Raw genomic sequence first — 18493 nt, 5'->3', positions numbered from 1 at the left:
AAGATAATTCCCTTATGGGTATATGAATTTACTCAGGTTTTTAAGCCACAAAACCAATGACACTTTGCATGAATTTGCCCAACTGTTTTTGATAGGTGGAGTCTGTTTTTATTGCTTCTTTAGTTTTGTTCTTAAAAGAATCATCAACAGTCATTCCTTGTGCTTCAGCCAGCTCTATCTGACGCTTAAGGAATTGTTGTTCGAAAACTTCGGGTGTTGCGACAGGAAAGGATTTCGCTTCTGTAATTTTAAAGCCCAGCTTCTGGAGAGCCTGACCCAAAATGGCTACACTAAGGGGGTGAATAAAAGGTTGATCAAAGGGGAAAATTTTTCTATCAAAACCTTTACTACCTAGGCTGTCTGCCAGTTGATTCGGGTTAAAGCCCGTTGGCCAAGAGTTTGTTTTGACTTTCTTGGCCTCCGCTTTCAAATAATCCTCGCACCATTCAAAAGGGGTACCATCAATAGAAAGAGCCGTGATGAATAACCTGCCACCTGGCTTTAAAGCTTTAAGAATGAGCGCAAGGCTGGCTTCAATCTTTGATCCCTCGAAGTAATGGATCAGATGAAAACAAGCAATGGCATTCTGAGAGTTGTCGGGAAGTTTTAATTCGTCAGGAAAAGTTTGATTGTTGAGGAAAATGTCATTTCTTTTGGGAAAATCAAGGGCTGGCCTCATCAAGTTCAAGGGCATCATGTCATTAAAGATGTATTGACCTTTGTAAGTTTGAAGAATCTCGTAAGCCAAGCTACCGGTACCCCCAGCAATTTCGGTCACGCTCTGAATTTCCGTCGATTGGCAATAATCCCAGAAGGCTTTCTTGGTGGGATCGATATGGGCCATTTGGGCTCCAAAATGTCCGGAAGAATTAAGATTGTGTGCTCGCGGAGGGATTTGTCTAGCAGCCCGAATTTCTTCGCCCTGGTAGAGGATCTCGAGATTAATATATTGCTTTGAAGAAGCTACAGGGGCTAGCATTTTGTTCGCATCAATAGCGGTAACAGGCGTTCCCAACGATGTCTTATTAAAAACATCAGGGCCATACACTTTTACAAAAGGACCACGAGGATCAGCACGAAGTTGTTCATTTAAACAATCTCCAGGCGTTTTTACAACAGTTGCCTGAGATGAAGCTGAAGCTAGAGCGTCATATGAATACACGAAGAGGGCAGAGACGAGAGAAAGTAGAGGTAAAATTTTATTAGGCACTTTTAGCACTCCGTTCTTATTTATAGTATTCATATATTCTTTTCCATCATTTAATGCAAACATTATTCACATATTTTGAATGAAAGGAATGAGGGCTTCGCCTGGAAGCCCTTAATAACAGTTTATTTAATGCCGTAAAAGTCCTTAGCACAGTATTTGTTTTCCAAGATACTTCAACTCTAGCTTTGGGGGCGTAATTTTTCTGATCGCTGGTTGGTTTTCCAGGATGATTAAAAAATGATGCAGCAACGCCTGTTCCTAGAAGTATGGTCGCAATCAGCCAAATTTTGCTTAGGTTTGTTTGCATAGGACGTAAACATATCCCGATATAATGCTCGACACAGCGACCCTAGAAAACCTGTAAAAAACAAGAAAATTATTTCTGTTTGTGCCCAATGAATTCTTAGTTCCTTCTTAATCTTCACCGTGATAGACTGATTCCGTCTATAAAAGGTTTTCTAAAATGGGGGGTTAGTCATGCAAAAAATTAAAAAAAGGTATCCAGTTTTGCCCTTGCGTGACATTGTCGTTTTCCCCCACATGATCGTTCCCTTGTTTGTGGGTCGGGAGAAGTCTGTTTTGGCTTTGGAAGAGGTGATGCAGACTGAGCACAAACTGATCCTTCTGATAACGCAAAAAAACTCAGCCCAGGATTTTCCCTCTGCCCAAGATCTGCACAAAGTTGGAATCATTGGAACAATTTTGCAGATGTTAAAGCTGCCCGATGGGACTGTTAAGGTTTTGGTTGAAGCACGCGATCGCGCAAAGGTTACGAAATTTGAACGTCACGAAGATTTTTTAGTCGCCGAAGTTGAAACCATCGATGAAATCGTTCATGACGACGACGAGACAGAGGCTTTATGCCGAACCATCGTCACAGAATTTGAACAATACATTAAGTTAAACCGGAAAATCCCCCCTGATGTGTTGATCACGATTAATCAAATTGAGGAAGCTGGTAAGCTTGCAGATACCATCTCGTCATACTTCAATCTGAAAATTGCCGATAAGCAGGTTTTGTTAGAATGCGCAGACATTAATAAGCGCCTGGAAAAGGTTTTAACTTTCATAGAAAACGAAAACAACGTGATGCAGGTTGAGAAAAAAATTCGCACCCGCGTTAAACGACAAATGGAAAAAACCCAGCGCGAATACTATTTAAATGAACAAATGAAAGCCATCCACAAAGAATTGGGTGAAGGCGAAGAAGGAAAAGACGAAATTGCTGAAATTGAGCTTCGCATTAAAAACACTAAATTCTCTAAAGAGGCCAGAGAAAAAGCAACTGCCGAAGTTAAAAAATTAAGATTGATGAATCAATCCTCCGCCGAGGCGACCGTTGTTCGTAATTACCTGGATTGGTTATTGTCCATTCCTTGGTCAAAGCCTAAGAAAACAAAGTGTGACTTAAAACAAGCACAAGATTTTTTAAATCGAGAGCATTACGGTCTGGAGAAGGTTAAAGAACGCATTTTGGAATATCTGGCCGTTCAAACCCGGGTTGGCAAAGTGAGGGGGCAGATTTTATGCTTGGTGGGCCCCCCTGGTGTGGGTAAAACGTCTTTGGGTAAATCAGTTGCCGAAGCAACAGGTCGTGATTTTGTTCGTGTTGCCTTGGGCGGTGTGCGTGATGAGTCGGAAATTCGGGGACATCGCCGCACCTACATTGGCTCTATGCCCGGCAAAATTATCCAGGGAATGAAAAAGGCCAAGACGTCGAATCCTTTATTCTTATTGGATGAAATCGATAAAGTCGGCAGCGATTGGCGCGGAGACCCTTCCTCTGCTTTGTTGGAGGTTTTGGATCCCGAACAAAACGCCACCTTCAGTGATCATTACTTGGAGGTGGATTACGATCTGTCCGATGTCATGTTCATCACAACGGCCAATACACTTAAAATGCCGCAGCCGCTATTGGATCGTATGGAGATTATTCGTATTCCCGGGTATACAGAGGACGAAAAGTTAGCCATAGCCCAAAATTATCTGGTTCCTAAGCAGGTTAGTGCCCATGGCTTAAAAAAAGGCGAGCTTGAGGTGACGCAAGAAGCCCTGGTATCGCTTATCAGAACTTATACGCGTGAAGCGGGTGTGCGAAACCTGGAAAGGGAGATTGCTAACTTGGCGCGCAAAGCTATTAAACAGATTTTGACAGATTCGAAAACGTCGATTGTCGTGACCAAAGACACGCTGGAGCAATACGCTGGCGTGACCCGGTATACCTATGGCCAGGCAGAGGTCGACGATTCCGTTGGAACGGTTACAGGTTTGGCCTGGACCGAGGTGGGCGGAGATTTGTTATCTATTGAAGCTGTTGTTATTCCCGGCAAAGGTAAACCCATCTTTACCGGCAAGTTAGGCGATGTTATGCAAGAATCCATACAAGCCGCGCTTAGTTATGTGCGATCAAGAGCACACCTGTTTGGCCTTCAGGCGAATTTGTTTGAAAAAAGGGATATCCACATTCACTTTCCAGAGGGCGCTATACCAAAGGACGGTCCCTCAGCCGGTATTGGAGTCTGTACGGCTATCGTTTCGGCCTTTACTGGCATTCCCGTTAAAAAAGATGTGGCGATGACGGGCGAGATTACCTTACGCGGTCGGGTCTTACAAATTGGTGGATTAAAGGAAAAACTGCTGGCAGCACACAGGGGCGGTATTAAGACTGTTCTGATTCCCATTCAAAACCAGAAAGATTTGCAAGAAATTCCCGAGAACGTTAAGGCGGGGTTAACGATTATTCCAGTCTCAACCATCGATGAGGTTTTGAAGTTGGCGTTAACGCATCAACCCCAACCGATTCCGTTTCAGGATTTTGACCCGATTATTGCCCAACCTCCTACTTTGAGTGTGAGCAAGGAACAAGGCGCGCCCTTGACGCATTGATGGTGGGGCTAATTCTGGGGACTTAAAGGATTCTTGGTGAATTTATCTTCAGGGTCGAGGTATCGAGAAGTTTCCACCCAACTGTCAGATAAAGTTTTCTGACTAATTAAGCTGTCTTTCTTTATATATTTTTTGATGAAACGGTTCAGGTCTTGCCCCGCGGGCGTGACCTGGTACCTGTATTCAATAACACTATAAACGCCGGCCTGAACCGTTTGTTCCGTGGCTGTGATGATCAGTAATTCGTTCAGATATCTGAAACCATAGTCCAGATTTACCCCATATTTTTTTTCAATATCATCATCCAATTGTTCGATCTTTAATCTGATCTCTTCATCGGTTTTCAGGGTGCTGCAAGCTGCCTTGATCTCAGTCAAAATGGTTTTCACCGTTTCTATTCGGGCCCCTTCATCAAGGTATAATTTTTTAAAGTTACTTCTGATGCGACCTATGACGACATGATCTGGAGCCAGTGTCAGTTCAGCAGTTATCGACGCGTTTGCAGCGTTAGCTGATAAGCTGTCGTTGGTGTCACTGGCCATTGCCCATGTGCCGACCATCAAGGTAATAATAACTATAATATTTAACATCATGAACTATAAACCATTTTGTAATATAAAAAGATTTGTAGGGTTATGATATTTAAAATTAGTTAATATAAAGTTAAGTCAATCAAAAAGACTTGACGGCCTTCGAAAGACTTAAGACATAGTCCTGTTGGTCACTTGGTGAAAGCGTTTGAACCTTAGGTAATAAAGATTTTTCTAGACGTTGAAGGGCCTGTGACGAGAGCGTCTTGGCCGCTTTGGCTACTTCCACCATCTCGTCCAAATTACTTTTGCAATATAAAACGGCATCGCAGCCAGCCTTTAGGGCCTTTTCAGTGCGGTTTGTAAACGACCCTTCCAAAGCCTCCATCGTCAGGCAATCACTGATGAGAAAGCCTTCAAACCCAATGAATTCACGAATGATTTTTTGCGTGACCACCCCTGAATGAGTCGCTGGTAGTTGGGTATCAACAGCATTATAAACGACGTGGGCCGTCATACCCCAAGGTTGAGGGGTTCTATCGTTCAAGGATTGGCAAATCTGTGAAAACGCCAGAAAGTCTGTTTTGTGCAAAACGTCCAAAGGGGTTTCAACAATTGGCAGTTCCTTATGGCTATCCACCGGCGCCCGTCCATGACCGGGCAAATGTTTGATGATGGGGATAATGCCTTGGCTTTGAAGACCCTTTATGGTTTGCAGACTCAAGTGGTGAATGATGGGAACTTGGTCCGAAAAAGCCCGGTCCCCAATAATGGGGTCTGCATCTGGCATAAACAGATCAGCACAAGGCGCGCAGTTCACATTGATGCCAATCTCGGCCAATTCTTGCCCAATAAGGCTGGCTTGCCAAAAAGCGCACTGCCCAGCCAGGGCTAAATCCTTTTCAGCCAGTTGTCCAAAAACCGAGGCAGGGTAGGCTGATCGCCATATCGGGGGCTTCAGACGCACCACTCGCCCACCTTCTTGATCAATCAGAATGGGCACAAATGAATGGGAAACAGTTGACCTTAAATCCTCAATCAGCTTTTTAACCTGTTCGCGGCTTTTGCAGTGGCGTTCAAACAGAATAAAACCCAGCGGCTGAACGTCTTTAAAAAACGCCCTTTCTTCAGGCAGAAGCTCTGGTCCTTGGCAGCTTAAAATGACAGCTTTTGGCATTATAAAACTTTATTGACGTGGTTTTGTCGCAGCAGCACCGCTGTATCGGCCAAAGTTACCAAAGATATCCCGCAACATGCTGGATTCATAACCAGAGGTTTCTGTCTTCCGATTCACGGCCTCAACTTGATGTTCGCCTTCAAATCGTCTGATATTTTGAACTACCCCTTTGTTGTTGAAATCAATCACGAATACGTGCTGCTCAAGGGTGTCTGGTTGATAAAAGGAGGTCGATGAGGTCTTCTTGGATATATAGTACCAAGACTGGCCCTGCTGCGTTGGAGAGAATAGGGAAACTGTGGAAGGCGACCCTAGACGTTCCTGTATGGTCTGCTGGGTGTCAATGCCAACCTTTACATCAGCTGTATTGATGGTTTCGATATTATACCCGCGGCTGTCTATTCGGGGACTGCACCCACATAAAAAGACCAGAGCCAGAATTGCCAAATTTTGAAATACAGAGAACATAAAAAACCATTCTTTAAAAAGTGATGTGCCCCGCTCAGATCATTTCGCTGACTTGCTTCGTCTCAACACCCCTTTTGTCACCCCCGCGTAGGCGGGGGTCCAGTTGTATTGTCTGGATTTCCGCCTACGCGGGTATGACATCTGGGACGTTATAAGAACGGAAGGTCTCACAGAATCATCAATAAGCAGCACACTAAAGCACTTACATTTTTTAGCTTTCGTATTATACCGCTTTCTAATGAGTTTGCGAGAATTTTATGGAAGAGTTGATGGGCAAAAAATCAAACAGAAAAACTCGCAAAATCATTTGAAAGTGGTGTAGCTTAGGGTTATGTCAACTCCTGTTGTGTTTTGAGTTTTATGGAACCCTACGTCGAACTAAGCCGCCTTGTTAATTTAGAACGTCTTCACAAAAAGAATTTGCTTTATTCATTAAAGGCCACACCCAGCGAAGCTGCAGCTTTAGCCCAACGGTTTGGTGTCGTAAGCATTGATAAATTGAAGATGGAATACGCCATTGAATCGGGCCACACAGCCTACAAAGGGTATTACCTGACGGGCAGTCTTCAAGCTGAGGTTATTCAAAGCTGCGTTGTCAGTTTGAAAGAGGTGCCGGAAAGTGTCGACAGTCGCTTCAGCTTTCACGTTGTTGATCAACGATATCAGGACGAAACTTTTCATGATCACGAAGATGATGATATAGAATTTAGCATTGAAGACGTTGTTGATTTGGGCGAAATATCTGCGCAGTATTTGTCTTTATCCTTAAATCCCTATCCCCGTGCCTCAGCAGATTCGGATCAACTAATAGTTGACTCAGAAAATTCGCCTCCTTCAAAAAAACCGAATCCTTTTGCTATTTTAAAATCTTTAAAGCCATGATAGGGTCCCTTTCGTTCATCAAGGCATGTGCGTTGGGGAACGATTTCGTGATCATTACTGACCACACCTTGATTGACCCAACAACCCTACCCAGCCTCAGTCAAAAAATGGCTGATCGCCGTTGGGGGGTTGGATGTGATCAGGTTATTTACGTTTATCCCGCTGGTGACAATGGCAGTATTCATAATGTTCGTTTTTTCAATTCTGATGGTTCAGAGGCTGAAGCCTGCGGCAATGGTAGTCTTTGTGTTGCAAAGCTGCTGATTCAACGTTACAACCTTGAAAAAGTCACTTTGCAAACGGCGGGGGGTACCTTGGATTGCACCCTTTTAAAGGATGGGACTGTTCGTGTTGTTTTGCCAAAGCCAGTTTGTGTTCAAACAATTGATTTGAATATTTTTGATGATTTTGGCAATCCATCGGCTGTTTTTGTTGATTTAGGAAATCCCCATTTGGTTTGTTTCGTTAATGACCTGTCTGTTTGTGAAAAATGGGGGCCTCTTTTAGAAACGTATCTGCCTAAACTTGACCCAACCATGCCCCAGCGGGTGAATGTGGGGTTCGCCACCGAGGTCGATCGACAGACTTTGCATTTAAGAGTTTGGGAACGAGGAGCGGGCTTTACGCAGGCTTGCGGAACGGGGGCCTGTGCTGCCGCTGCAGCGGGTCAGGCCCTGGGTTTGATTGATCATGATGTTCAAGTTAAGCAGCAAGGGGGCGTGTTAGGTGTTCATCTTGGGACTGACCATTTTCTGATGCAAGGTGAAGCTCAGCTGATTTATGCAGGCTCTTTTTTGGCGGATTAAAAAGAAACTTGTTGCCAAAAATTTTCTGCAAGTCCTCCCAACCTAAAGCCCCTTTTTCACCATGTTTCATCAAAGGGTTGCCCATTAAGTTCAAAGTACTCAAGCTTTTTTCAAGCTGTGCTGTTTCCGCTGGCAAGCTGGTCAGTTCATTAAAGGCCAAATTTAACTCTTTTAAGTCGTTCAGATCCCCAATCGTCTTTGAGACGCGGTGCATTTTATTACCCTGCAGGTGCAAAGTCGAAATTCTTCTAAATTGCTGAACAGCAGCATCATCTACAGATCGAAGCTGATTGTTTTCCAAATACACCTGTTTCAATTTTGGTAATTCACTTAAACCGACAGGGATATTTGTCAATTTGTTGCTGCCCAAATAAAGGGTTTCAACATCCCTCCATTGGTCTGCTGGAATAGTGATTGATGAAAGTCCGCACCATGTCTTATTAATTTCTGTGATTTTTGGACCAGCATTAGTCGATTCATCAAAAAATGAATTACTGGCCTGGCAAGGTTCAAGGATAAGAATGGTGGCTGCAAAAGTAAGTAAATTGGTTTTCATGTTCGCCTCCTATGGGGTTGAAGATGTTAAAAATATCATCTTGTTACCGCACCAATCCAAATAACATAAAGCTATTAATAAAGTCTTAAGAAACAATAAAAAGCTAGAGATTATTGAATTTTTATTTGTGTGCGCGATGAGACAATTCTGGTCAGCGACGCACCTTCGTGCGGTTTTGTTGCAGACGTTGTCTTCCTTAGACATTTCTATACATTTTTTATTTTAACAATATTTTAATAAAGAAAATGTAAGATTATATTGTGACTAATAAATTTAATTAAAAAGGGTTTTAAAAATGAGAAAGAACCACCTAATGCAAGCCGCTTTGGCTTTGTTCATGTGCCAATCCGTCATGGGGTCAGGTACGCCTGACTTGACGCAGGTAACTGCAAACGGAAGCACCTATATAAGGTTGTTTCCCCTTACCACTGACAATTCTGACCAACAGCCAACATCCACGATACCATTTGCCATTTTTAATAACACATGGGCTTATCAAAACCATCAAGGCGGGTTTCCTATGAATCTGGTCCTACTGACCAGTGATGGAACTGTCACTTCACCCTCCATCACTAATCTTGATTCTAGCAGCGCCTATATTCAGCCTGGCGGATATGCATACTGGAATACTCCCATCAATTCCGCGAATGCCTGGGTATGTTGTCCCGTTATTAATGGCGAGGATCCAACGCAAACGATAGCCGCCTTAACTGCCGGCAGTATAGGCGTTGGCTTCCAGGGACATACGAACGTAGTGACGAATGATCCTTATCCAAATTGGGCATTTTGGAATGTAAGTCAAGATACCTTAGGCATGGTTATTTCTGTTCAAATACCCAATTACAGTCAACAAAGCTCTGCCAATTTCTTTGCGGCCCTTTTGGGAACATTACAACCCGTATCCCCACCTGTCACACCTGCCGTCGATCCATCACCAGGGCCCGTACAGCCTGCCCCCAGCGATTTGACACCAGTTAGTGTGGGCCAGCAAGTTTATCAGCCCCTGTTCTCGTTGCCCTCAGAAAGTCAGCAAACAGCAGCAATTATCATAAACTCCACAGCATCAACCATCAGTATAAGCCTGTTCCAAAACGGTAACGCAGCTGCCACCCAAAACGTAACCATCTCTGCGGGGCAGTCGTATACGTTTCCAAGTCTTAATGCGGGCAATACATACTCGGGAGTAGGATCGCTTGTCACGAATGACGCCAGCACGCCGCAAGCGATCACGGCGTCAAATATAGGCACACCAGTTGGATTGGTTGGAAGCGTGCAAATGTTGTCGGATCCGCAACAATACATGGCTTACAATGTCAATGAACCTGTCTCTGTTATCACGGTTTCTGCAGCGACACCTGGAACGACGGCGACTGCAGCTGCGTTCCATGCTGCTGTTGCAAGTGTTGCTTATCAGGCACCTGTGACTGTTACTACCCCCTCTCCCGCAGCAGTGAATAGTGCCGGCCTGACATTTCAACCATGAGTCTATTAAACAGACCATTGATCAAAAGAATAAGGGTGTCTCTCCATGGGGAACCCCCATTTTGAGTTATCACCGGTTCTGGCTTAAATCCAACTTTCAACTTAACCTTATATTAATAATAAAACGCCTAAAATTAAGTTAATAGAAAATTTAATTGTATAGACATGATTATGAAAAGTTTTTACATGATCCCAGCTGCCCTGGTGTTATTTTTCTGCCAATCTGTAAGGGGCAACGATATAGAAATCAATGGAGCCCAATTCAGCATCCTAAACACTATTCCCTCGCACCAGCATAAATCAAGCATCCAAATTGTGAATCATGGAAAAGAAGGCATACAAGTGCAGCTGGTCAGGGTTAAAACCGGCCAAACAAGCGAGTGGCATTATCTGAAAACTGGTGAGGATTATACTTGTCCAGGACGACCAGATTCCACAGGCGATCTTTATCTTGTGACTCCCGTCCTTATCAAAAAGCTGGTGGATATAACCCCACGCCGTCTTTGCACGGTTGAACAACATGAACAAAAGATCGTGTTAGCGTTGAACGATGCACTGCAACCTCTAAACTACCCCTCGTCCTCTTCAACCACATCCAACGAAAAATGATGCAGCAAATGCATCAAAGTTAGGCCGTAAAGTCGCGCGGTTTGGGCAATAAATCGGCGATCTTTGGCTTCTATTTGGTTATGGGTGATGATCAGTTGCTTTGGCATACGGTTCTCGATTTTCAAATCATTCAGAACAGATGCCAATTCTTTCAAGCTGCCTGTAATGGGAACGCCATGAATCTTGCGTCCAATCTCCTCGTCGTCAAGGGTTATCAAGGCAATCGGGTCATAGGGCAAATTGGGACTGTGGAAGGCTTCACGAATAAAACTTTCCGCGTGAATGCTGCACCCAATCAGCAAAACAGGCACCGCGGCCTCGGCGTCTTTTCGTTTATTTTGCTGCAGATGGCGTTCCTGAACAAGACGATACAAAAAACGGGGAACGCCCAGTAACATGATAGAAACCAAACTGTTAATCACAACAACTGATCGGGGCATGGATTCTTGTTGGGCAATTAAAATCATCAAGGGGAAATAAAGGACGTTGGCCAAAAGGGCGGCCAAGGCCAAAGGAACCATATCCTCAAACGTAATATATCGCCATAACGTCCGGTGCGTCTGCATCCAACAAAAAATACTGGCCGCAGTTAGCGAAAAAACCACCATATTTTTTAAAATAAATTGGGGCGAATAATCTAAAAATTCATCCCCCACCCGAAGATAAAGGGCGATAAACAAGGACAGAAAGGCCATCAATGTGTCGAACACCAACACGGTTTGAGGCATCATCATATTAGGGTGATTACGGGCGATATCGAATCTTTTTTTAAGGTGTTGTACCCAACTTCTTAAAAGTTCTGCCCCCCAGTTGTTTGTATTGAATTTCCCTTCAAGCATTTGAAAATCCCCAGCGTCTGACCTGACCGGTATCAATGTGAACAAATTGAGAGTATCCGCCCGTTCCACCTTTTTTTAAACTTAAGGCTGCCTTGAAAAGAGTGCGTGTTGAAATGCCATGGATATAAAAATCCATCGCTTGACCTTTTGTGTGGTAACTGTTGCGGGCGACCCCTTGGCTTTGTTCACACAAGTGCTGGTTAGACGCCACAGATCGGTAACCTGAAACAATATTAACGATCTTGGTGGTATCTACTTTTTCTAAAATCTTATTCAAATACAGCAGAAGTTGGGGGTCAATGGGCTTAATCAAACCTGTACGATGGTCGCGACATAACCGGTTGATAGCAGACAGTGCCTGGGAACAAAATTTATTGTCAGCCCAAAATGTGCAATTTTTCAAAAACTCACCCGTATGATTGTTGTAGAAACTAACAACCTTTTTTAAGGGTCTGAGAACGGTTTTTTTAACTTTTTGCGATGCCGTTGGTTGCTCAACCTTAGCTGCTTCAACAACAGTTGAAAGCATTTCTATTGGTTTTTGATCCCGAACTAATAAGCCTGACGGCAAGCTTACGAAAACACCAGCTTTAAAAACTGTTCCCAGAAATTGACGCCTTGATAGACTAATGACCATCACCGTTAAATCAAAAAAAGTATTAATATACCCTAATGAATTACACAATCAAGCTCAATCTAAAAAAGCGTTTTTGGTCAGTTCTTATGAATCCTCAATCATCCTTTTTATGATTTTTTGTTGTTTAGGCGTTCCATAGGGCAAAACTTTTTTCAACAGGTTTGAAATAGACGGTGTTATCGGAGAACACTCGAAAGCTTTGATGATCTTTTTGATGGCTTGTTTTGTGCCTTTGTCAATTTCACAATCTTGTGATGAAGTGGCAAGACTTCCGAATGGATCAATCGTTATATCCAAGGCTCCCTTGCCTTTAAAGTCCAGTTTTACACCACATTGTTCTAATAACTTCGCATAAAAAGTAAGATCGCTGAATTGAGTCATTTGGGCCTGAAGCGATAATGGATTAAAAGCAGCAGCATGCTCCGTTCCACCGTTGGCAAGGCCAGCCTCAGCTTTAGCCACTAAACGAGCATTGAAATTTCTTGAAAAGTTCTCAATCAATTGAGCAATTTTGCAAGAATTTAAGTCTACATCTGCTGTTAAAGTGATGGATTTTCCTGTTTTTTCAGATGACTTTTGTTTTTCCTGGCTGATGGAAGGTTTCGGATTTGTCTGAATGATCAGTTGTATCAAAGCGTTACCAGAAGCCAGTTTCCTTTGTTGAGAGCCTGTTTCTAACATTCCATATAAGGACATAATAGCAAGTTCCTGCTGACCATTATTGAATTTTTCCAACCAACCCGCAGCTTCTTTTCGGGGTGAAATATAACTGGAACCACAGTGACTTGGAGCTTTTTCTTCACCAATTTTAAGCAAACGCTTCATAATAGTGCGTCTGTTTGCCCGAGCTTCATCGTCTGAGTCGGAATCACATCCAAAATTGCTTGATTGAGCAGTGCCATTAAACCCAAGGGCAAAGACAAGAGCCAATAAGGATATCTTCAAGGTATCAAGTTTCATGCTATTCTCCAGAAATGTTTTTTCTAACAACAAAAGGCCTTTTTTTACAGGTAAGCTTGCCCTAGAATTCGGCGTGCAAGATCTGAAAGAAAATATTCATCCCCCCTAAGGTCGTTTGCAGCCCTGCTAAAAAGAGTAATAAGGGGCGAAGTCGTTGGGGCTTTGTAAAGGCATTTGACCACAATCTGAGAGATAAAGGGCTCAGGTGCTGCAATAGTTCGCCTTAAGTTTGAGGTCATTGGAATTTCGTTGTTGTTCAAGCTGTTTTTGTTAATAGCTTCTTCTAATGCTGCATTCGCTGCAGCCAAACGGATGTCCAATGGGATATCCTGACAATCATCCAAAATCTTTGAAGAATTCAGTATATCGGCAGTACATATATTAGAGTTTCCCCCACTTAAGATATAGGTAAGCGCATCAGCAGCTTGACGGCGGACATCAACACACCCTCTTGCCATCAAATATCCCAATAATTCGGCCTTTTTTATGGAACAAGATATCGTTTTCGCGATATCGAAAAGCTTTGCCCCAGTCGGAAGGGCAATAGTTTCAGTTGAAAACCTCAATAATGTTTTGAGGGCCAAGATTTGTGTTTCTTGATCAACGGTTTCGAACTGGGAAGGTGCAGATGCTAAGTCTCTTTTAGCATGTGCACAAAGGCTTCCAGTGGCACAACTTTGACAGATATTTTCTTGAGAAACACTTACCGAAGTCGATCCGGGACTACTTAACGCAGAAAGCCCTGCGGAAAAATCGGTTAAACTTAGTGAAGGTTCTTGAATGGTTGGGGAAGTGACAGGAGTGGGTATGCTGGAGTTAGAGGTGTTAGAGCCTAAAGTGGCATTGTTTATATCGTTCTGATTTGTATCAGCTGAAAAGGCATTCTGAGCTAGAGTTGTCCATAAGACCAGACTAAAAAAAGCAATTTTAAAAATTTTTTTGTTAAATTTCATGCGTTATCTTCTTAAATTTTACTAAATTTCATTCATAATTTTGCCATACAAAAATTTAACGAAGTCTTAATAAAAAGGAAAAAATATCGAGGGAGTGAAAAATAATTTGAATGGGGAGTATAAAGGCAGAGACTAAGCTACTGCCTTGTCGATATTCTAGGCTTAAGAGGAAACCTCTTCCCGGGTTTTATTTTGCATCAGTCGGATTTTTAAATTGTTTCATCAACATGATTAACTCTGTCTGTTGCTTTATCATCATGCTATTTTGTTCTGTAATTATCGATAATTTAGATACTAATTCCTGGGTGTTGGTTCTTCTGTGATTAGCAATCCCAGGTGCGGTTTGAGTTTTGACAGTTACGGTCGGTAAATCTGCAAGATCGGAAGAATCATTATCTTCTGCGCCCAATTGATTCAATGCTGCCCAAATACTGGCCGTGTCGGAAGTGGAACTACTCCCCCCTAATTTTTCCTTGCGCCGTTTTCCTTTCTCAACCTTGGGTTTAGCGACAGATTTCTTGTCGGATTCATCCTCTAAATCGCTGCTGTCTATATCGTCAACGACAGGAATTGCAGGTGTTGCTACAGTTTCACCCTTTTTTTCTTGGGGGGCTTGTGCACCGCCTGTCCAGTTCGAGGAAAAAGCCAACGGCTCTTCAGTATCACTATCTGATTCATCTTTTAAAGTTGTCTGTTTTGCAGCAGAACCCTTATTTCCAGATTGCAAGGCTGAGATACCGTTTTTCAATGCAGCTTGATCCAATTGACTATCAGATGCTATTAAACCTGTGCTGGTAAACAGGCAAGGCAGCACCAAACCATACAAAAATTCTTTTCTTAAGCTCACTTTTAAGACTCCTTATTAAATTTGATCCGTTGACGACAGATACATTTTAAGGTGAATTTATTTCAAATTAACACTAAAATTTTAAAACCTTTTAATGGGCCTCCTGTTTTTATGTTTGATCTTTTTTCCCCAAAGGGCGTATGGATTAAAGGACATTAGAATAGGATGTTTATGGCTGTTTCAAATTTCTTGTCTTCCACAGCGGAAGGTGTTTTTCCCTTCTACCTTGATCATGCCCATGTTAAAGGGCGGCTGATTCGTCTGGGGTCCGTGATTGAGGAGCTTTTGGCGAATCACCAATATCCTGATTTCGTCAACCAATATGTCGCCGAATTGGTGGCCTTAACCGCGGCCTTGTCGGTTGATGTTAAATATGATGGTATTTTTACCCTTCAAGTTTCGGCGCACCCTGATCATGAGGGGCCCATCCGTCTGATCACGGTTGATATCAATACGCAGGGTCACGTGCGTGCCTATGCCCAATTGGCGCCTGCGTTTGAAAGCACAAAGGATTATCATTCGCTGTCCTTGCTGGATGTTTTTGGACAAGGGTTTATGGTTTTTACAGCAGACCTTGCCCATCAAACCGAACGGTATCAGGCGATTGTTGAGTTGACTGGGAAGACGCTAGCGGATTGCATGCATCACTTTTTTCGTCAATCGGACCAAATAGCCACCGGGTTGGTTGTATTTAGTCAACCGAGCCGTTCGGATGGGCAGTTGATGGCAGGGGCTTTGATTCTGCAACGCTTGCCTTTAGAACAAACAAGTACCTCTGAACAGAAAGAGCAAGAAGAAGACGATTGGATAACGAATCTGAGTCTATTGGGAACGTTAACCAAACACGAATTGTTAGACGCTGACCTGGGCAGCGAGCAGCTGTTGCATCGCCTTTTTCATGAACGCCAGTTGCAGCTTTTAGAACCAAAATCGTTGAAGGCCCAATGCTCCTGCTCAAAAGATCGCATCGAAAAAGTCATTCAAAACTTCCCATTGGAGGATCGCATGGACATGGCTGTTGATGGAGAGATCAAAGTTGTTTGCGAATTTTGTACCGCCGATTATCGATTTGGTGTGAATTAATTCAGATGTTAATCCTGATGGTTTTGGTTCGACTTTTAAGGCCGTGGGTAATTTCAAACGCCCCTAAAGGCAGGCCAAGCTCTTTCGCCAGCATTTTAAGCAGGGCTTTGTTGGCTTTGCCATCCTCTGGAACGATGGTTAAATATGCGCGAATCAGTACCGTGCCATCCTCTTGAATCTGGGCTTTCAGGCGGTTGGCCGATGCTTTCGGGGTTACCCGAACAGTCAACGTATATGGAATTTTGTTGTCAAAAAATTCAAGGATTTTGTCCATGGTTATTAATCAACATAACGCAAGTTACTTGTCAACGAATTCACCCTAAAGATTACCAATCTTTCATCCGATGGAAAACACTCATCGATTCCAAAAAATTGAACAAGTCTAAAATAGATTATTATTATACTTTACATTTAATCCTTTTGCAGGTAATTAGTTTTTATGTAAGAGGATGTTTTTGTATTAACGTTTAAGAACGGTTTTCAGAATATGTGTTTAAAAAAGATTACTTTATTTTTTTGTGTAATGGGGTTAATGGCGCATGGTCATGCGGGTGATCATTTTGATGATGATGACTATTTGATGCAAGCCACTATTGCGCTTTCTGTAGAAGAGCAAAACCAACGAGAACAAGCGGAAATGGGGAGAGCTATAAAACTTTCAATACAGCCTCAGCAGAGTTCAGCAAAGCAAACAAAATTCCCCCTGTTCGCGCATGTAACGCAGCTGTTGAAAAAACAAGATCAATCAATCGATCGTTTGTTTAAGGCCCCTGATTACACAGAATGGCAGAAACTCTGGAGTATTGTTGGTCTCAAAAATACTCTCACAGCGGTCGATGTGGTTTTGCAGCTTAATGACTTGAAAGAATCTTGTCACAAAGACAATGATGCCGGATTAATTGGTCTGGCGGACCACGCTTTGCTGCAGATATTCTCTGGATGTTGGGGTGTCAGCGATAAGCGGGCAGACTCTGACACGGAAGAAAAATTAAAGCGGATTTTGCGTAAGGTCGGCCAGACATTTGCCGAAAGAAAGCGAAACGCGGAAAAATTCAATGAAACAATTTTTGGCGCCTTTAATGCCCATGGAATTTTAAAATCGCAACCGCATCTGAACGGCCATTTTTTCACTGTCTTTCAGTGTTTAGGTGCGGGGTATAATGGGACTTCCGAGGTGTCTTTAGAATTTCTATTGAAGGGAAAGGGGTTTTTCCAAAGTATTCAGATTGATGGTCGTCAATTTGATGCGTTTTTTGAAAGAACCGGCCACTTGGTGACTTTGGAATCTTTGGTTGAATCAGGGCATCTTAAAGGTGTCATCAGTCTGTCACAAATAGAAAAACTTGAAACTTATTTGAAAGATTTTGATCCTGACGGCCCACACGTTCAGGCGAACCTTGAAAACCTGAAAACGTTGTGGCGGTTATTAATGGCCCAATCACGTGAACAGACGTCAACACCCCACAACTTGGCCCAGTTGCTGTTTAAAGGTATTTTGAATGGCGTTGAAGACGATAATCGTAAGACTTTGATTGATATAGTAGTAGAATCGATGCGTTTTAGAGAATTCAACGGTGTAGATGCAGCTTATGATGCGGCGTTAGCGGGTAAAACAGTTAGTCAGTGGGAGCCTGAGAAAGGCGCAAAAACATTGGATGAGGGGGGTTATAATTGGCTTATTCAATACATCTCAAGAATTCATAATGGAAATAAAATAAAAAGAGAAGCGTTCTTGGTTAAATATAAAGGGGTATCTTATTTCCGTCGACAGCCTCGGGGGGCAAGAGAATTCCGCGATATGTTTAATATTACTAGCGTCCTGAGACCAGAGCTGCAACGCCTTGCCCACCGTGAACCAAATGCAGATGCGGAGCAAGAAGAGGTGGAGGCAGCAAGAGCATCCATTCGTATAAAAGAACTGATAGATGAATTAGCAGCCCTGGGGGAAACAGAAAATCTGGATCAAGGGACAGAGGTCACTCAGGAGCACTTCAACTGGTTGAATGTCTATTCTCATTTGCCTTTGGCCAGAGTAGAGGAAGGCAGATTAGAAACTGGGGCCATAAAAGACCCCCGTTACAACGTACAGGATGAGGATGATCATTTTGCCAACCGCGGGCGCGCCCTTGATTATTTGATTACCCAAGGCAAAATTGATCGTTCCTTAAAGTTGCCTATTTTGCTTATGCTGAACGCGACTGTCTTGGATTAATGACTTTCTGATTGACCTTCACTGGCTTTTGGGCAATATTAGGTACAAATTTTGTTTGCAAATTATAGTTTTTTAAAAGGTTACCATGGCATCGCATAAATCAGCCGAGAAATGTATTCGTAAAATCGAACGTCGCACAGCGGTTAATAAAAACCGCATGAGCCGTATTCGCACGTTTATCAAGAAGTTAGAAGACTTATTAATTCCAGGGACCCCAAAGGAACAGTTGACTGTTGCGTTGGTTCAGGCTGAACGCGAAATCAAGCGCGGCGTGACCAAGGGTGTTTTGCACCGCAATACGGCTGCCCGCAAGGTTTCCCGCCTGGCAAAGCGCGCTAAGGCTTTGGCTTAAGCGT

The 18493-nt window shown here is 43.1% G+C and carries 19 protein-coding genes; 8 read left to right on the top strand and 11 right to left on the bottom strand.

Annotation, left to right across the window (positions count from 1 at the left end):
• Positions 1-40: 40 nt before the first annotated feature.
• Positions 41-1210, bottom strand: coding sequence for a class I SAM-dependent methyltransferase (locus EQU50_RS03175; protein ID WP_165380318.1), 1170 nt, complete (start codon positions 1208-1210; stop codon positions 41-43).
• Positions 1211-1687: 477 nt separating this feature from the next.
• Between EQU50_RS03175 and lon the strand changes: the two genes are divergently transcribed.
• On the top strand, positions 1688-4096 hold the full coding sequence (gene lon, locus EQU50_RS03170) for an endopeptidase La (RefSeq protein ID WP_130153701.1): 2409 nt from the start codon (positions 1688-1690) through the stop codon (positions 4094-4096).
• Positions 4097-4104: 8 nt separating this feature from the next.
• On the opposite strand, the gene EQU50_RS03165 is transcribed toward lon, so the two are convergent.
• From EQU50_RS03165 to EQU50_RS03155, 3 genes are all read right to left on the bottom strand, one after another.
• On the bottom strand, positions 4105-4689 hold the full coding sequence (locus EQU50_RS03165) for a hypothetical protein (protein ID WP_130153700.1): 585 nt from the start codon (positions 4687-4689) through the stop codon (positions 4105-4107).
• A 79-nt stretch (positions 4690-4768) separates the two neighbouring features.
• A complete protein-coding gene (gene nagZ, locus EQU50_RS03160) occupies positions 4769-5803 on the bottom strand; it encodes a beta-N-acetylhexosaminidase (RefSeq protein WP_130153699.1) in 1035 nt (344 codons plus the stop codon).
• A gap of 9 nt (positions 5804-5812) precedes the next feature.
• Positions 5813-6271, bottom strand: coding sequence for an outer membrane protein assembly factor BamE (locus EQU50_RS03155; protein ID WP_130153698.1), 459 nt, complete (start codon positions 6269-6271; stop codon positions 5813-5815).
• Positions 6272-6631: 360 nt separating this feature from the next.
• On the opposite strand from EQU50_RS03155, the gene EQU50_RS03150 reads away from it, so the two are divergent.
• The gene (locus EQU50_RS03150) at positions 6632-7153 is read left to right on the top strand and encodes a YceD family protein (protein WP_130153697.1); all 522 of its coding nucleotides are present in this window, start codon (positions 6632-6634) and stop codon (positions 7151-7153) included.
• The gene (gene dapF / locus EQU50_RS03145) at positions 7150-7959 is read left to right on the top strand and encodes a diaminopimelate epimerase (RefSeq protein ID WP_130153696.1); all 810 of its coding nucleotides are present in this window, start codon (positions 7150-7152) and stop codon (positions 7957-7959) included. Before EQU50_RS03150 ends, dapF begins: the two co-directional genes overlap by 4 nt.
• Here the strand turns inward: dapF and EQU50_RS03140 are convergent.
• Positions 7856-8515: a leucine-rich repeat domain-containing protein gene (locus tag EQU50_RS03140; protein WP_130153695.1), complete on the bottom strand. Its 660-nt coding sequence runs from the start codon at positions 8513-8515 to the stop codon at positions 7856-7858. The two genes, dapF and EQU50_RS03140, sit on opposite strands and share 104 nt — an antisense overlap.
• Positions 8516-8810: 295 nt before the next feature.
• Between EQU50_RS03140 and EQU50_RS03135 the strand changes: the two genes are divergently transcribed.
• Both EQU50_RS03135 and EQU50_RS03130 read left to right on the top strand, forming a co-directional pair.
• Positions 8811-9998 (top strand): hypothetical protein, encoded by a 1188-nt coding sequence (locus EQU50_RS03135; protein ID WP_130153694.1) that lies wholly within the window; start codon positions 8811-8813, stop codon positions 9996-9998.
• Positions 9999-10168: 170 nt separating this feature from the next.
• Entirely contained in the window at positions 10169-10606 is a 438-nt protein-coding gene (locus tag EQU50_RS03130; protein WP_130153693.1) for a hypothetical protein, read from the top strand.
• On the opposite strand, the gene EQU50_RS03125 is transcribed toward EQU50_RS03130, so the two are convergent.
• From EQU50_RS03125 to EQU50_RS03105, 5 genes are all read right to left on the bottom strand, one after another.
• Positions 10567-11445 carry a nucleoside-diphosphate sugar epimerase/dehydratase gene (locus EQU50_RS03125; protein ID WP_130153692.1) on the bottom strand — a complete coding sequence of 293 codons (879 nt, stop codon included), beginning with the start codon at positions 11443-11445 and terminating at the stop codon, positions 10567-10569. The two genes, EQU50_RS03130 and EQU50_RS03125, sit on opposite strands and share 40 nt — an antisense overlap.
• Positions 11438-12130, bottom strand: coding sequence for a YcbK family protein (locus EQU50_RS03120; RefSeq protein ID WP_130153691.1), 693 nt, complete (start codon positions 12128-12130; stop codon positions 11438-11440). The genes EQU50_RS03125 and EQU50_RS03120 overlap by 8 nt, the downstream gene beginning before the upstream one ends.
• Before the next feature lie 36 nt (positions 12131-12166).
• Positions 12167-13042 (bottom strand): hypothetical protein, encoded by an 876-nt coding sequence (locus EQU50_RS03115; protein WP_130153690.1) that lies wholly within the window; start codon positions 13040-13042, stop codon positions 12167-12169.
• Positions 13043-13086: 44 nt separating this feature from the next.
• Positions 13087-13995: a hypothetical protein gene (locus EQU50_RS03110; protein ID WP_130153689.1), complete on the bottom strand. Its 909-nt coding sequence runs from the start codon at positions 13993-13995 to the stop codon at positions 13087-13089.
• A 187-nt stretch (positions 13996-14182) separates the two neighbouring features.
• Entirely contained in the window at positions 14183-14842 is a 660-nt protein-coding gene (locus EQU50_RS03105; protein WP_130153688.1) for a hypothetical protein, read from the bottom strand.
• 171 nt (positions 14843-15013) lie between these two features.
• Between EQU50_RS03105 and hslO the strand changes: the two genes are divergently transcribed.
• A complete protein-coding gene (gene hslO, locus EQU50_RS03100; RefSeq protein WP_165380316.1) occupies positions 15014-15925 on the top strand; it encodes an Hsp33 family molecular chaperone HslO in 912 nt (303 codons plus the stop codon).
• Position 15926: 1 nt separating this feature from the next.
• Here the strand turns inward: hslO and EQU50_RS03095 are convergent, their stop codons facing one another.
• Positions 15927-16199, bottom strand: a complete 273-nt coding sequence (locus EQU50_RS03095; protein WP_130153686.1) for a DUF167 domain-containing protein — start codon at positions 16197-16199, stop codon at positions 15927-15929.
• Positions 16200-16457: 258 nt separating this feature from the next.
• Between EQU50_RS03095 and EQU50_RS03090 the strand changes: the two genes are divergently transcribed.
• Positions 16458-18137, top strand: coding sequence for a hypothetical protein (locus EQU50_RS03090; RefSeq protein WP_130153685.1), 1680 nt, complete (start codon positions 16458-16460; stop codon positions 18135-18137).
• Between the two features lie 85 nt (positions 18138-18222).
• On the top strand, positions 18223-18489 hold the full coding sequence (gene rpsT, locus EQU50_RS03085) for a 30S ribosomal protein S20 (protein WP_130153684.1): 267 nt from the start codon (positions 18223-18225) through the stop codon (positions 18487-18489).
• Positions 18490-18493 lie beyond the last annotated feature (4 nt).

Source organism: Candidatus Finniella inopinata (genome assembly GCF_004210305.1).
Classification (GTDB): domain Bacteria; phylum Pseudomonadota; class Alphaproteobacteria; order Paracaedibacterales; family CAIULA01; genus Finniella; species Finniella inopinata_A.
Note: the sequence above shows the minus strand (reverse complement) of the source record. Positions and strands in the feature narration are given on the sequence as shown.

Excerpts from the sequence above, each read along its gene's own strand:
- lon (WP_130153701.1), top strand. The coding sequence starts at position 1,688 with ATGCAAAAAATTAAAAAAAGGTATCCAGTTTTGCCCTTGCGTGACATT.
- EQU50_RS03165 (WP_130153700.1), bottom strand. The coding sequence starts at position 4,689 with ATGATGTTAAATATTATAGTTATTATTACCTTGATGGTCGGCACATGG.
- nagZ (WP_130153699.1), bottom strand. The coding sequence starts at position 5,803 with ATGCCAAAAGCTGTCATTTTAAGCTGCCAAGGACCAGAGCTTCTGCCT.
- EQU50_RS03155 (WP_130153698.1), bottom strand. The coding sequence starts at position 6,271 with ATGTTCTCTGTATTTCAAAATTTGGCAATTCTGGCTCTGGTCTTTTTA.
- EQU50_RS03150 (WP_130153697.1), top strand. The coding sequence starts at position 6,632 with ATGGAACCCTACGTCGAACTAAGCCGCCTTGTTAATTTAGAACGTCTT.
- dapF (WP_130153696.1), top strand. The coding sequence starts at position 7,150 with ATGATAGGGTCCCTTTCGTTCATCAAGGCATGTGCGTTGGGGAACGAT.
- EQU50_RS03140 (WP_130153695.1), bottom strand. The coding sequence starts at position 8,515 with ATGAAAACCAATTTACTTACTTTTGCAGCCACCATTCTTATCCTTGAA.
- EQU50_RS03135 (WP_130153694.1), top strand. The coding sequence starts at position 8,811 with ATGAGAAAGAACCACCTAATGCAAGCCGCTTTGGCTTTGTTCATGTGC.
- EQU50_RS03130 (WP_130153693.1), top strand. The coding sequence starts at position 10,169 with ATGAAAAGTTTTTACATGATCCCAGCTGCCCTGGTGTTATTTTTCTGC.
- EQU50_RS03125 (WP_130153692.1), bottom strand. The coding sequence starts at position 11,445 with ATGCTTGAAGGGAAATTCAATACAAACAACTGGGGGGCAGAACTTTTA.
- EQU50_RS03115 (WP_130153690.1), bottom strand. The coding sequence starts at position 13,042 with ATGAAACTTGATACCTTGAAGATATCCTTATTGGCTCTTGTCTTTGCC.
- EQU50_RS03110 (WP_130153689.1), bottom strand. The coding sequence starts at position 13,995 with ATGAAATTTAACAAAAAAATTTTTAAAATTGCTTTTTTTAGTCTGGTC.
- hslO (WP_165380316.1), top strand. The coding sequence starts at position 15,014 with ATGGCTGTTTCAAATTTCTTGTCTTCCACAGCGGAAGGTGTTTTTCCC.
- EQU50_RS03095 (WP_130153686.1), bottom strand. The coding sequence starts at position 16,199 with ATGGACAAAATCCTTGAATTTTTTGACAACAAAATTCCATATACGTTG.
- EQU50_RS03090 (WP_130153685.1), top strand. The coding sequence starts at position 16,458 with ATGGCGCATGGTCATGCGGGTGATCATTTTGATGATGATGACTATTTG.
- rpsT (WP_130153684.1), top strand. The coding sequence starts at position 18,223 with ATGGCATCGCATAAATCAGCCGAGAAATGTATTCGTAAAATCGAACGT.